12 protein-coding genes are annotated in these 15,128 nt (G+C 52.3%); 11 read left to right on the top strand and 1 reads right to left on the bottom strand.

What is annotated here, in order from left to right:
- Nucleotides 1-22 precede the first annotated feature (22 nt).
- Nucleotides 23-1,105, bottom strand: a complete 1,083-nt coding sequence (locus BM485_11420; GenBank protein ID OKY74839.1) for a hypothetical protein — start codon at nucleotides 1,103-1,105, stop codon at nucleotides 23-25.
- A 530-nt stretch (nucleotides 1,106-1,635) separates the two neighbouring features.
- Between BM485_11420 and BM485_11415 the strand changes: the two genes are divergently transcribed.
- From BM485_11415 to BM485_11365, 11 genes are all read left to right on the top strand, one after another.
- On the top strand, nucleotides 1,636-2,004 hold the full coding sequence (locus BM485_11415) for a hypothetical protein (GenBank protein OKY74838.1): 369 nt from the start codon (nucleotides 1,636-1,638) through the stop codon (nucleotides 2,002-2,004).
- Nucleotides 2,005-2,179: 175 nt separating this feature from the next.
- Nucleotides 2,180-3,427, top strand: coding sequence for a hypothetical protein (locus BM485_11410; GenBank protein ID OKY74837.1), 1,248 nt, complete (start codon nucleotides 2,180-2,182; stop codon nucleotides 3,425-3,427).
- A 631-nt stretch (nucleotides 3,428-4,058) separates the two neighbouring features.
- A complete protein-coding gene (locus tag BM485_11405) occupies nucleotides 4,059-4,790 on the top strand; it encodes a cytochrome C (protein ID OKY74836.1) in 732 nt (243 codons plus the stop codon).
- Nucleotides 4,791-5,144: 354 nt separating this feature from the next.
- On the top strand, nucleotides 5,145-5,975 hold the full coding sequence (locus BM485_11400) for a hypothetical protein (GenBank protein OKY74889.1): 831 nt from the start codon (nucleotides 5,145-5,147) through the stop codon (nucleotides 5,973-5,975).
- A 206-nt stretch (nucleotides 5,976-6,181) separates the two neighbouring features.
- Entirely contained in the window at nucleotides 6,182-7,954 is a 1,773-nt protein-coding gene (locus BM485_11395; GenBank protein ID OKY74835.1) for a hypothetical protein, read from the top strand.
- Nucleotides 7,951-9,300, top strand: a complete 1,350-nt coding sequence (locus BM485_11390; protein ID OKY74834.1) for a hypothetical protein — start codon at nucleotides 7,951-7,953, stop codon at nucleotides 9,298-9,300. The genes BM485_11395 and BM485_11390 overlap by 4 nt, the downstream gene beginning before the upstream one ends.
- 154 nt (nucleotides 9,301-9,454) lie before the next feature.
- A complete protein-coding gene (locus BM485_11385) occupies nucleotides 9,455-10,678 on the top strand; it encodes a hypothetical protein (GenBank protein OKY74833.1) in 1,224 nt (407 codons plus the stop codon).
- Nucleotides 10,679-10,695: 17 nt separating this feature from the next.
- Complete coding sequence (locus tag BM485_11380) at nucleotides 10,696-11,130, top strand: hypothetical protein (protein OKY74832.1); 435 nt, start codon at nucleotides 10,696-10,698, stop codon at nucleotides 11,128-11,130.
- A gap of 43 nt (nucleotides 11,131-11,173) precedes the next feature.
- On the top strand, nucleotides 11,174-12,808 hold the full coding sequence (locus BM485_11375) for a hypothetical protein (protein OKY74831.1): 1,635 nt from the start codon (nucleotides 11,174-11,176) through the stop codon (nucleotides 12,806-12,808).
- Between the two features lie 318 nt (nucleotides 12,809-13,126).
- Nucleotides 13,127-14,593: a hypothetical protein gene (locus BM485_11370; GenBank protein ID OKY74830.1), complete on the top strand. Its 1,467-nt coding sequence runs from the start codon at nucleotides 13,127-13,129 to the stop codon at nucleotides 14,591-14,593.
- Between the two features lie 73 nt (nucleotides 14,594-14,666).
- Nucleotides 14,667-15,062, top strand: coding sequence for a hypothetical protein (locus BM485_11365; GenBank protein OKY74829.1), 396 nt, complete (start codon nucleotides 14,667-14,669; stop codon nucleotides 15,060-15,062).
- The last annotated feature ends 66 nt before the right edge of the window (nucleotides 15,063-15,128 follow it).

The following is a 15,128-nucleotide window of genomic DNA, read 5'->3' as shown; positions in this document are numbered from 1 at the left end:
GAAAGCGGCTCACAATCCACCGTCAGTTATGACACTTGGAACAAACGTGCCCTCCCAACAGATCGCCAACCAGCAGATACTGGTAGACCGACCCATGAGGATTATGACAACTCGCGCAGTTAAATTCCTTGTCCGGCTGCAGGGGATTTGTCGGTCCGGCAACGGGATGACCGCCGACAGGATGTCCTTTGACGACACCGGCCAGTCCGTTATGGCAGCCGGTGCACAGTTCGTTGACCGGCTTGTAAAGCATATACGGGTTTTCAGAGGCATGGGGGTCATGACAGGCGACGCAGCCGCTGCCGTTAATGATGCCGTGCACCGTCATACCCTCAACCTCGTTTGTCACATATTTTTCCTTGTCCACATGGCAACTGATGCACAGTTCCTTCTTGCCGTCCGCCCACAGCTGAAAACGATTGGCGTCACCATGGGGATTATGACACATGGAACAGACGCCAAAGCCGACAGGCTGATGAACATAGGCCATTTTATTCCACACCCTTTCTTTTTCCACATGGCAGCGATAACAGAGAGCGGCATCCTTTCCCTTGGAAACAAAAAATCTCCCGGCCTTGGCATCCTGCGGATGGCATGTTTCGCACAGCAGACTCTCAGCCGGGCTGTGATGCCAGGCGGTATCCTCGAAGATTCGCCTATGGCAGGAGTAGCAGATGGCGGAGTTCATGCCGAAGGGAAGCGGTTTGTTGGAAAATTTCTTCGGCAGCTTTTCCACTTCGTGACATTGCCGGCATTCAGGCTGCATGGTTCCGGCCCGGTGGAACATGTAGACACCGGGAACATCGAAATTGACATTGAGCACGGTGCGCATCGGCTTATAATCGATGGTAAACTGCTTGTTGCCGGGTGACAGGGCAAAAACGTTGTTCCCCGGAGTAAGGGGAAGCTGGAAATGAGCATAAAACCTCGCGCCGCCGGAACGGACGGCCAGCGGGGGGATACTCAGCGAACCGGCCTTGACCCGCAGCTGATCCGCCGCATTTTTATCTCCGACTTCAACAACCGCGTAATAGGAGGGAACCCGCGCATAGACGATGTTGGTCGCCTCGGGCGTCAGCAACTTGATTTCCCCGGCAGTGACCACGCCTGCCTTAAAAAAAAACAGCACGGAAAAAATCAACATACAACATGAACCGTGTCTCATCAATTTTGCGGAAGAAAACATTTTTCCTACCCAATCCGTTTTTTCATTTCACAATGGCGAAATCAAAGAATAGCTTTGAAATCCCGCCGTTATATGTTTGATTTTTCACCTACCATTTTCATTTTCCATTGTCAATAACACCACGTGTTCACCCCATGACCCGCAGGATCTTTTCTTTTGTGGATTGCTCGGCAAGCTGTCGACAAATAGCGACATAACATGATGTTATTACGGCATTATCTTTTTTCTCCCCCAACAATCTCAACCACCCGGCAAAAAGAAAAAACCAGTAAAAACGCTGACTCTGCGACAATTTGCCCTATTCCAACTCGTTTTTTTTTTTGCTAAAGATAAAATCGATGATTCTCTCAAACCACATACCGTACTAATTTAATGAGGGGCGAAAAATGACTTCCCACTACAACGTACTGAACAAAAGGAGATTCCCCAGATTTAAACCAAAAAAAGAAATGTATGTTCTCCATTACAACTTCGGTAAGGTTGTCGATATCGGCATGGGAGGCATAGCATTTAATTATGTGGACAAAGAGTATTTGACGGAGAAGCCGCCGGAAAGGGGCATCCTTTTCGGCTATAACGACCATTATATGGATGAAATTCCATTCACCACGATTTCCGATACGACTATTTCAAAATCAAGCACCAGTAAACCGGTCATCAAACAGCGAAGAATTCTTTTCGGAGACTTGACTCCCGGCCAGCTTCAGCAGCTTGAACGATTTATCCTGGATAACGCCAACATCCCCCAGCTCGCCCAGGAAGCCCAATTAAACGAAACAACAATGCTGAAACCGCAAACAGACATGTATTATTTTTAATAAAGATGAAAGAGATCATCATCCAAAAGAGCACGAAGAGTTCGTGCTCTTTTTTTTTCAGTCACGCCAGGCAATCTCTATTTGAAAAACAGCCCCCATCCTGCTACATTTTACCAAAGAGTCGCATTCGCTTCCTTTTCATCTCAGCCGGGGTTCCCGCATGACAGCGCACACGATGACACGATATCGCTTTCTTTTTTCTTTTCTCGCCATGACGGCGATCGGCGTCACCCAACCTCTCCACGCCGGCACATATACCGACTCAGCCCACGGAGGGACAACCGGGGTAAAACGGACGGTCTTGCCCGATTATTCCCAAGGCAATTGCGCCCATTGCCACGAACAGCACGCCGGCATCGACGGCGCTGAACCGACGCCCCAATCCGGCAGCGCCTCGCCCTTTGCCCTGTTTGCCGCCAACTTCGACACCACGGCCACGGTCAAGCCCTACGCGCAGTCGGACAACTTCTGCTTTTATTGCCACACCACGTCCTCCTCGCTCCAGTCCGGCGGCATCGACAACAAGGACTATACCGCCACCTTCGGCGGCTACACGACGAGTTCGCCCGCGGGCATCTTTGAGGCGTTCAACCAGGCATCATACCATAACCTGAACGATATCGTTGTATTTGCCGAACCGAAGTTCAGCTATTTCAAAGCCACCTCCAATCCCTGCACCGCCTGCCACAATCCGCATCTCGCCCGGCGCAACAAGGCCAATGTCACCGACCCGGCCTACACCGCCATCTCCCGGCCGACCGACCACTTCGACCTGTGGGGAAACGACGCATCCGAGCGCATGGACGTATCCAGCGTCAACAAATACCAATCCCCCTACTACTATAATTCCGCCGTCACCTATGAGCCGGGCGCCACGGGAACCAGTGACGGCTCCCTCACCCCGGACTACAACACCTTCTGCACCGACTGCCACGACGCGGTGAACACCATCTACAGCACCACCCTCGGCCGGAATCTCAAAAAAATCGACTGGAACAATGAAAAACACGGCAAGGGCAATGCGGACGGCGACATCCGGGTGAGAACACCTTACACCGTCGGCAGCGGCAGCCTCGGTTACGTCCTTTCCTGTCTCGATTGCCACGAACCGCACGGCTCGCCCAATCGCTATCTCCTGCGCCGGAAGATCAATCGCATTCCCTTAACCGGGACAATCACCGACGGTTACAATCTCTCCTACCTGTGCGACCAGTGCCACGACAAGGGTGGCGCCACCTGGGAGAGCATCCACCATTCCACCATGAGTGTCGGCAATGACTATCCGTACGCAAAATTTCAATGCGCAACATGTCACGGCGGCTATCCCCAGCAATGCGAGCGCTGCCACTTTCACGGGGCGATCACCGGCACCAGCGGCATCCAGCAACCGACCAACGGCGTGACGAACAGACGAACCTTTTAAAAGCCAAAACAAGGACTCTCCCATATGGCAATATGCCCCGCCGTGACTCGGCCATCTCCTGAATGATCAATCATGCCGGATTCCCTGCGGCTCCGGCATGCACCAGAGGCGCCTTCCGCCGGAACGCTTTTTTGCGACGCACAAGCCGCGGTTCCGAAAAACCATTGCCGTCGCATTTTTTTCCTTTCAAAACAAGTGAGTTGCGCAACGGACGGCACCACAAAAACATATTGCGGCGCAAAGACAAAATTCTCAACAATCCATTCAAAAATATTGCTTTTTTTTGCAGAGTGTGCGAGTATTTCAACTATTTTTCAGATAATGAATTGCCATTCATGTTCTTTTTTTTTACTATAAGAAGGAGCCATGGGCGGGCAGCTTTTTTGCCCCCGGCAGATGTTTTATATCACACGCCTCATGCATCGGTTCCGCCGGCATCGCATGACCGGCGTGCTATTTTGCGCAACATCAAGGTTATCGCCAGGATACTTTGCTGCCATGTATTATTGCGAAGTCGTCAAATTTCAACATCGGGAGGATAAGGTAAGTGAAAACGTGGATAAAAGGTAAAAGGAATCAATTGATAAGGCACTTGTTGACAACATTTGTCATCTTCCTGACAGCAGGGGCGATGGCCCCTCTCGCTTCAGCCGCGGATGAAGCCCGGCCCACATTGAGCACGGATGACTGCGCGAAGTGTCATGACGCGGCCCCCAAGGCCATTGAAGAACAGGGGATGAAACATAAGACCAGTGTTACCTGCATCGACTGCCACCAGGGTCATCCGCCGAAGGACACCAACATTATACCCCAGTGCGGCATGTGCCATTCCGGCAAGGACCATTACAAATTGGAAAACTGCCTGCGCTGCCACACCAATCCGCATACCCCGCTGGTGATTACCCTGGCCGACGAGCATACCGACGCCTGTCTGACCTGCCATACCGAACAGATCGACCAGCTGCGTCAGCACCCGACAAAACATACCCAGCTTTTCTGTACCACCTGTCATACCGCCCATGGCGAAATTCCGAACTGCACCAACTGTCACAGCCCCCATTCCAATGACATGGTCCAGGCCGATTGCCTCACCTGCCATAAGGCACACATGCCGATGCCGGTCACCTATCCGGACGACATCTCTTCCAAATTCTGCGCTTCCTGCCATGACGTTGCGTACAACCTGTTGCAGGCCAGCCCGTATAAGCATAAGGATGTCCCCTGTGCCGACTGCCATAAAACAGAACACAAAATGATTCCGCAATGCCAGGACTGCCACGGCGTTCCCCATCCGGATGCCATGATGAGCAAATTCCCCACCTGCGGCGCATGCCACGGCATAGCCCATGATGTAAAAAAATAGACTGGACATTCCACCGGAGCGGCTGGATCACATCCCCGCTCCGGTCGACTTTGCGTTTGAAACAAAAAATTTGATGAACTCGTGACAGCCGCCGAACGAAACGAACGGCACATTCGCTCACCAAGTTCCAGAGCCTTTAACGACGGCCTGTTTTTTTCCAGGGCCGCGGATTTCCAGAGCTCTTCAAATCAATTTTAACCAACATAAGGATTGCATATGAAAAAGGAACGAAAGATTCTCTACAATGTCCTCTCTGTTTTCTTTATCTCCTCGGCAATTTCGTGCATGCCGATCAATGCCACGGAACTGGAAGCGGAAAAGACAGCCGGCCACCAGGCTGAAAAACCCGTGGTAATGGCACAGGCCGATGTCGCTGCCGCACAACCCGCTCCCGCTCCCGCTCCGGCTGAAATGACCATGCCCACCGGCAAAAAAATCACCCCGGGTGGCGCGTCACTTTATGAGCAGGCTCCCCAGATGCTGACCGTCAGCCAGTGTGCCCAGTGCCATACCAATGTTTTCAACAAACTGCGGAGCGAGGGCAGCGGGCACCAGATTCATTGTCAGGATTGTCATGAACAGTTCCATTCGTATAGCCCGGTAAAAAACAACTGGAATGAAATCATGCCCAAGTGCAGCCAATGCCATATCGAGCCGCATGGACCTAATTTCCTTAACTGCCTGACATGCCACAGCAATCCCCATGCCCCGCTCAACGTCCCCATGAATGACATGCTGGGAGGCCAGTGCGGCAACTGCCATACCGGGCCGGCAGCACAATTGGCGGCTAAACCGAGCAAGCATACCCTGGTTGCCTGTACCGAATGTCACCATACCAAGCACGGCAACATTCCTTCCTGCATGGAGTGCCATGAGCCCCATATTCCGAATCAGCCGGTCGAGGCATGTCTTTCCTGCCATCCGGTTCATCAGCCCCTGCAGATCACCTACGGCGCCGGCACGGAAGACACCTGTGGATCCTGCCACACAGCCGTGTACAAAACCTGGTCCGGCACGCCGAGTAAACACTCCGGTGTCGCCTGTGCCGATTGCCATGAGCAGCATGGCCAGATTCCCCAGTGCACCCAGTGTCATGAGCAGCCGCACGATCCAAAAATGCTGGAAAAATTCCCGCGTTGTCTCGATTGCCACATTGACGCGCATAATCCTCCGGTTAATAAATAATTTCACTTTCACCTGATTGCATCGCAAAACAAAAGCCCCGTTTATCGGGGCTTTTGTTTTGGCTCAATCCGTTCATTCCCCTTTTCACGATCCCCAGCTCCGCTATTCCCGTTTTTTTAATTGCTAAAAAAAAAACATTGGGTAAAGATACCACACATTCAAATCAGTCTCGCTTTCCAATTATTTACCCAGCAGGCCGCAAAATAATGCCGTTTTCTTCCAACCTGAAAAGAAAGATTTTCACTTATGTGGCTATTGCAGGTCTTGTTCCGCTGCTGATATTCGCTTTCCAGAACTATTTTTTCGGCAAAAGGGCCATTGAAAAACTGGAATCCGAGCATATGAATTACGCCTTAAAATCACGCATGCTTTGGCTGCGGGAATGGTCACGTCATACCAAAAAAGAATTTTTCAGACTAGGCTCCCTGCCGACAAACATCGATCAGCAAATTACGCAGGACGATATCAAGGCATTACAGGTAGCAGCGCAAAGCCTATTTCACGGGCACTCCAGGTATCGTTCCCTTACCATCTACAGCCCGAAATGGACAATTATCCGCCAAATCACCGAAACTCCGGGAAAAGAGGTCAATCACCCCAGTGATGAATTCAAACAAAAACTGAAGAATTCCGATGAACTGTTTTTTGGTCCCCAGTACACCACTCCGGAAAAAAATCTGATCTTGCCCCTTGGTCAGACGATCATGGACCGCACCGGAGAACCGCTTGCCTATCTCGTTGCGGAAATGGATACCGGCAAATCCCTGGAACGGATTCTCGGCGATACCTCCGATCTTGACAAGAGCGGCACGATGTATCTCATCAACCGCGAAGGCTCCCTGCTCTATCACAGCGACCCCTATCACTCCGCGGAAAATCCCTGCTCCGACTCCACCTTAATCGCCCCCACCCTTGTCAACGGCCCTTTCTGGACTTTAGTGAAAAGACGCGACTGCTCCGGTGTTCCCGTTCTCTCCGTATCCGCTCCCATCCCTGAAATGAACTGGGTGCTGATTATTCAGGTTGACAAAATGCAGGCATTGAAAGAACTGGAAAAATACATGGGTATCGGCAGCTGTACCGCCCTTGCGGTTCTGCTCATCATTCTCATAATCTCCTGGAGAAGCGCCAGTCGTTTGGCCGATCCTCTTGACGAACTGGCCAGGGTGGCCCGTCACATCTCGTCCGGGAACCATCAGGAGCGGTTACCGAAATTCAAGGACAGCTATCTCAACAATGTCGGGGAGGCCTTCAACAGCATGCTGGACACCCTGGAGGTCAACAAAAAATCAATGATCCAGAGTATTTCTCTGAGTGCAGTGGGCAAGCTCAGCTCCAGCATTGTCCATGAAATGCGCAATCCTCTTTCCTCGGTTAAAATCAACCTGCAGGCCCTGGGCCGCAAGGTGAAAGACGATCCGGCTTATTCCGAGATGGCGGCCATCGCCTTGACCCAGGTGAAAAGACTCGAATCCATGTTCTCCGATCTCCTCCAGTTCAGTAAACCCATCGAACTGACTCCGGAAGAAATTTCCTTTCCCCAGTTGGCCGATGAGGCACGGGAAATCCTCACCCAGAAAGCGGCGGACAAAATTATCTCCCTGGAAATCATTAATCATCTCGGCAGCCGGCGAATCGTTGCCGACAAAAAGCATCTTTTACTTGCCGTAATCAACCTGGTGGATAATGCCGTCCAGTGGTCTCCTCCGGAAAGTATTGTGCAGATCATCGGCGATCCGCTTCCGAACCAGGCGGAGGGATTTATTATAACGGTGAAAGATCAAGGTCCCGGCCTGAATGAGCAATTCATTGAAAAACTTTTTCAGCCGTTTTACACCACAAGAGAAACAGGGACGGGCCTTGGTCTGGCCAACGTGAAAAAGATTGTCGAATTTCATGGCGGCACGGTCAGCGCGACAAACGTCTCAACCGGAGGCGCACAATTTTCCATGATCTTTGAAAAAAGGCCCACCCCATGAGCACCATTGCCATTATCGATGACGACAAGGCCCTCTGCCGCAGCCTGCAGATCCAGCTTGAAGCGACCGGACATTCAATCCACATCGCTTATAATATGACCGCCGGACTTGAACTCGTGTCCTCGATTCCCTTTGATCTCGTTCTGCTCGACGTCAATCTCCCGGACCGCAGCGGTTTAACCGCTTTGCCCCAGCTCCTCGAAAACAGCAGGGACATCAATGTCGTCATCATGACCGGCAATCCGGACAACAAGGCAGTTATCGAATCAATGCGCAACGGCGCCTATGATTATCTGCGCAAGCCCCTTGATCTGGACGAACTTTTCACCATGATCGACAGGGTGGAATCCCGCAAAAAGAAAACTCCCCCCACCGCAGAAGAGCCTGAAAGCGGGCAGCAGCCCTCCCCCGATGACATGATCGGTTCCCACCCGAAAATTATCGAATTGCTCAAGCATATCGGTCTGCTGTCGCGAAACCGTGTCACGGTTCTCATTCGCGGCGAGTCCGGCACGGGCAAGGAGTTGACCGCTCGCATTCTGCATCAGGCATCCTCACCCGACAAACCTTTCGTGGCAATAAACTGTTCGGCGGTGGTGGCCACCCTGTTGGAAAGTGAACTCTTCGGGTATGAAAAAGGGGCCTTTACCGGGGCGGAAAAAACCAAAATCGGCAAATTGGAGTTTGCCGGTGAAGGTACTGTTTTTTTTGATGAAATCGGCGATATGCCGCTCAATCTGCAAAGCAAGCTGCTGCGTGTTCTCCAGGAGGAGGAATTTGTCCGGGTGGGCGGCCTGGAAACAATCCCCCAGAAAGCACGCATCATTGCCGCCACCCATCGGAATCTTGAGTCCATGGTGGCGGATGGCGATTTCCGCCAGGATCTTTTCTACCGGCTCAATGTATCGCCTCTTTACATCCCCCCGCTCCGCGAACGCCGCCGGGATATCCCCTTGCTGATCAACCGCCTGCTTGTCAAGATATGCGCCAAACTGCAAAGCCAACCCGTATCGGTCAACGAGCATGCCATGGCGAAAATGATTGACTATGACTGGCCGGGAAACGTCAGGGAACTCGAAAACGTCCTCACCCGTGCTGTTGCCCTTTCCCGCGACAACAAAATTCTCGCTGAAGACATTGCCTGGCAACCGCAGATGGCGACTGGGCAAAATCCAACGATGGCAAACGATTCGACCACTCTTGCCGAGGCGGAAAAACAGCACATTGAGAATGCCCTGCTCCGCCATGAGTGGAACATTACCCATACGGCCCAGAAACTGGCCATCTCGCCCACCACGCTTCGCAAGAAAATCACCGATTTCAATATCAAAAAAGCCGGTGGGTAACATTCAGCACCTTTTTTGTTCCGGAAAATCATTTAGTTGCAACCGTAAAAATCATGAAGCCAAATACCTTCACCGCGAATCGTCTTCCGCCCGACCGGGTCCACCAGTCATTCCGGAAGTTGACGCCATCCTTGTCCAGGAATATACCTGTCTCATGAAAAGCCTGAACGCCTTCATCTTCTCCCTTCTCTTGCTTGTTCTCTTTCCGCCAGATTGCGCGGCTGCATCTGACCGTAACGACATCATCCAGTTTCACGGATTTCTCTCTCAGGGATACCTCGACAGTTCGGACAATAACTTTCTGGCCGACAGCGAGGAAGGTACCTGGCATTTCAACGAAATAGGACTGAACCTCAACGGTCGGATTAATCATCAACTGCGCTACGGCGCCCAGATCCTTTCCCGGTCCATGGGGGATTACGGCAACAATACGGTCCGGCTCGACTGGGGCCTGATTGATTATCATCTCCAGGACTGGGCCGGTCTTCGCATCGGCAAGGTCAAAATCCCCATGGGATTTTACAACACGGAACGTGATTCGGATTTTCTCCGACCCATGATTTTTCTTCCTCAAAGCATTTACGATGAAACACGCCGCGACAACTGGCTGGCCCACTGGGGCGGCGAAATTTACGGCACGGTGGCAACCGAATCCGCGGGTGATTTTGACTATCAGCTTTTTTACGGCCGGGTGAAATACGACGACGATTCAGTGGTCCATGACGCCACCCTTATCAGCATCAACAAGCGCCTGGAAGACAACCGGAACGCTCCGGTTCCCGATCCGACACTGCCCGCCCGCATCAATAATTGCGACCAGGACAATGAATATCTTTACGGAGCAAGTCTCGTCTACGCGCCGCCCATTGACAACCTGCGGCTGGGAATCAGCTATGTCAGCCAGAAAGATACCGGCTATGGCGACGGAACGGAAATCGGCACCTACAAAACCAACAGCAACTTCGTCCTTTCCCTGGAATACATTTGGCGAGAATTTATCCTGCGCACCGAATACGGTGAAAATGACCGGACCCAGACACTGCTCGACGTGACCACATTTGATGGGCCCAATCAGTCCTGGTATGCCATGCTCAGTTATGCGCTGACTGAACAGCTGACCCTGTCAGTGCTTTATGATGAATATTACAGGGACAAGCATAACAAAACATCATCCATCCATGCCAGCGGCCGCATCAACACCACTCCCTGGCGGAAAGACTGGGGATTCGGCATCCGCTATGACGTGAATGAACACTGGACCCTGAAAGGGGAATGGCATACGGTTGACGGAGTAGCACAGCTGCAGGAGTTCTTCAACCAGGATGGAACAAAGAGATACTGGCAATACGGCGCATTAAAAATATCGTTTAATTTCTGACGACTTGCGGGAATTTCATGCCCACCCATTTGAAAACAATATTTTTTCTGCTCCTTGCCCTGATTTTTTTCGGCGGCACCCATTGTGTTGCCGCCGAGATCGTTCTTGTGGTTCATAACAACAACAGCATTTCCACTCTGAGCAAAAGGAACGCGGAATTGATTTTTCTCGGCAAGAAAACTCGCTGGTCATCCGGTGACCCTGTTCATGTGGCGGTCAACAATGAGAAGGATGCCTATGACACGTTCTGCCGGGAGATTCTCAAAAAAACTCCGGGCCAATACCTTCTCTACCGGAAAAAGATGCTTTTTAACGGTTCGGGAATCCCGCCTCTGACCATGGAGAATGATGATGAGGTAAAAAATTTTGTTGCCGAATCACGGCAGGCAATCGGTTTCATCAACAGGAAATCTCTTGACACTCGGGTAAAACAGCTGATTATCATTGAATAAAATCGATGCGGTTGTCAAAATGATGCATTAGGGCGGACATGCTATGACGATCTTAAAAAATATCAGGGCAAAAGTATGGGGTTGCGTCTGGATTGCTCTGTCTGCCTATCTGCTTGCCACCCTGGCAACGTCGGTTGCCAATATCCGTATTTCCGACAGCCTGACCATTCTGGAAGAAGTTCATTTTCCCCTGGCACTGAAAGGAGAAAAGGCCTTCACCATGTTCAGCGAACAAACAAAAAACTTTGAAAGCAGCCTGCTGACGGGTGAAACCGATGACCTGGTCAAGGCCGAGCTCTTTCACAGCGAAATAATGGACCTGCTCAACGCCCAGATTCTTACGGCATCCTCCAGCAACACCCCTTCCTATCCGCACCTGCTTGCCCTGCGGGACAGTTATGAGGACTATTACACTGTTGCCTCGGAACAATACCGGATTGCCTGCAACAGCGGTGATCCTTTTGCCCAGACCCAGCAAATGCTGCGCATCGGCAAACTGCGGGCCCATCTCATAAGCGATTTCAGGGACATCGCCAACGAGCTCACCCAGCGGGTCATCGATGAGATCACAAACAACAAGACGCGAGCCGCGGACAACAGCCGACTGCTGCAGATCCTTTTTGTCGCGGTTCTCCTCGTTATCACCGGGGCGATCAACTATGTCGCCAATAACCAGCTCATCAAGCCGCTGAACCAGATGAAAATGATGATCGACAACTTTTCTCTGGGAAAAAAAATAAGCAAACCGGAGATCTGCGACGAGAAAGACGAAATCTGTCAGCTTGCCCTTTCCTTCTGGGACATGACCGAAGAGTTGAAAAAAATATCGGTATCCAAGGAATACCTGGACAGTATCATCATGTATATGTCGGACAGCCTGATTGTTCTTGCCACCAACCTCACCATTTCACAGATCAATCAAGCCGCCTTGAACCTGCTGGCCTACGAGGAAAAAGATATTCTCAACCAGCCCGTGCATCGCCTTCTCGCCCCGTCGGGTACGTTCATCCACACGGTTTTTGATGAACTGTGCCAGGGCAAATCAATCACCAACATTGAACTCAACCTGAAATCCCAAGACAAGGAAACCATTCCGGTTCTTTTTTCCGGCACCCCCTTCTACACCGCAACAGGACAAATTGAAGGAATAATCTGTTTGGCCCGCGACATCCGTGAGCTCAAGGAAGAACTGGTCAAAACGGAAAATATATCCAACTATGACCCCTTGACCAGCCTGCCCAACCGCACCATCATGCAGGACAGACTTACCCACGCCATCAGAAGCGCACGACGCTACCACCGGATGGTCGCAATACTCCTGTTGAGTATCGACGACCTTGTTCGCATCATCGATACGAGCGGCCATGACGCAGGGGATCGGATTATCGTGGAAATTGCCGGCGCCATCCGCTCCACCATCAGGGATACCGACACCCTGGCGCGGATGAAAAAAGACCGGTTTGCCGTCATCCTGGGCAATTTGAACGACAAAAATGACGGTTATCTGGTGGCGGAAAAAATCATCAAGAAAATTTCACAGCAAGCCGCTGTTGCCGCGAGTGAGGCCATTGCCGTCAGCGCGGGAATCGCCTACTTCCCGGATGACGGAGCAAAGGCCGCGGAGCTGATCGAAAAGGCCGCTCTTCTCATGTCCCGCGACCGGAAAAATGAAAGATAATGGCCGGGTAACAATTCCCGCCGCCAGAAGCTGATCACCCGGTCACCAGAAACTGACCGCACGGTCATCAACCGGCGGTGAAATCGCCGCTCACCCCTTTCTTCCGCACCCTTTCTTCCACAAAAAAGCCAAACGAATCAAGGCTGTTAGACACTTTTCCCATCATGTTTCGCTCAACCTCCACGTTGTGGCACCGGAAATGCTATTCCCCTGACAAGTGCGGCAAATTGTCGCAGTGACATTTTGCCGCACTTACTCACACATGGCTGCTCCTTTAGCGGAGCTGAACACTTCAAAAAAATGATGGAGGATTGTTAAATGAAGAAGACCAGGAAACTGATTTCAGCGGCGGTTGCCTTAGGCGCGCTGGCCACTTTCAGTGTCGCCCAGGCGGGAATCATCACCGAGTGGGACCAAAGCAACGTGACGCCCCGCACCCCCACCAACATCGCCGATCCCGGCTTTGTATTCGACCAGTACAACTACGTTGAGCCGGGCTATCTCATTGACCCGATCACCGGCGCGGTTTCCGCCGGCGGATTCATGCCGAGCGGCTGGGCCAAGTACAGTGGCGGTTCAGGGGCCATTTCCAATGCGGCGGGCACCGTGGTCGGCGCCATGACCTGGAAGGAAAGAGACACCCAGGGACCCGGTTTAAGCATCGTCACCGGCGACGATGTTACCGGCGACAACTGCATCATGTCAGCCGGCTGGAATCCGGATTCGACCGTGGTGCTGGACGGTTCCGGCAACGATATCACCGAGATGAGCGACTGGTGGGGTATTGACAAAAAACAGTGTTCCGATCCCTTTCAGTCAAGCAAGCGTTTCAAAGTCGTCAGTTACCTCCTTGACACTCCGGTCGACCTGAACTTTAACGTAGCCAACAACGGCCAGACCGAGCTCTACCGGCTCCTGATGAAATTCGGCAACCAGACGGGCAACAGGGTCACCGGTTTCACCATGCAGGTCGGCTTCCTTGATGCCGCCGGCAACTTCACCGAGGCAGGAGCGAGTGACGGTCTTTCCTTTGCGGCCCGCAGCGGCGCAAGCTACGACTATATCGTGCCGACCACCAGCGACATCATGAAACAGGGCGAACTTGACGCCCTGCAGGCCCACGGGCTTTTCGGCGCGCCGGATCAGCACCATACCAGCTACGGTTATTTCAACCCCTATGTCCGCGCCACCTTCCTGATGACCGCCAACCAAACCCATATCGTCGCCTCCGACATGTCTGCCGTGCACACCGATCTCTTCGGCGAATGGCTGCCCTCCAGCAACCTGAAAGGCGGACTTTATTTTGACGCGGACGGCATTATTTACACCGACAACATCCTCATGGCCAGCTGCCCGGGCAACTTTGACGAGACAGCAGGTCAAAGCGGCGTCGTCAGCGCCGAGTGCGACCAGGCATGCGTTGACAACCTCGGCTGCGACGCCCCCTGGGTAACCTACCGTGAATCCGTCAATATCACCGCCAACGCCGACGGCACCTGGAACATTCCCGCCGTGGTCGGCACCGATATCCGTCAGCCGATTGCGCTGACCGCGGCCGAACTCGACGCCATCAAAGCCAACCCGGCCTGGTCTTCGGCCGACATCGACGACCTGGCCAACGTCAACATCAATGCCTTCCTGAACGTCGGCGATCTCCCCCAGGGCAACTTCACCCTGCGCATCACCCCGACCTTTGATGCAACCACCGCCACCACCGAACCGGGTACCTCAGCCCCGTCGGATTTCGTTATCACCATCAATGCGCCGAACACCGTTATTCCTTAAGCGCAAAAACAGTTGAGCAAACCTAATTAACCGACGAAAAATAAAATTTTATCGATATACCGGAGGATATACAATGAAAGCAGCAAAAATACTCATCCTGGCGATTCTTCTCGCTTTCACCACGATAGGAATGGCGCTGGCAGCGGGATCCGTCAAAATGAATGCTACCACCACAGTCTCCGCTTCAGTAGAAAACACCAGCGACAGCAGCGTGTATGCCGCGGTAAAAATGATGGCGTATGACAAGGTTGGAACAGCAGTTGCCCATCTGTGCAAGGATGTCTATCTGCGCAGCAACACGACAACCCCGGTCAGTTTCACCTGGCAGGCGCCCAACTATGAAACCGGCCTTTACTGGACCGCCAAGGTCGACAAAACCGCGGACTGCGGCACCCATGATTATGATGACCGCGACAGTGACAGCGACAGCGACGGCGACTCCCTGCATTTCGACAGCGACAGCCATTAATAAGCACCTTGCCTTCAATCCAACGAATGCATGGCAAAACGACATCACATCCTGATGTTTGCCTTT

It is taken from the genome of Desulfobulbaceae bacterium DB1, from assembly GCA_001914235.1.
GTDB lineage: Bacteria > Desulfobacterota > Desulfobulbia > Desulfobulbales > SURF-16 > DB1.
The sequence above is the reverse complement of the archived record's forward strand: the minus strand, read 5'-3'. Positions and strand labels throughout refer to the sequence as shown.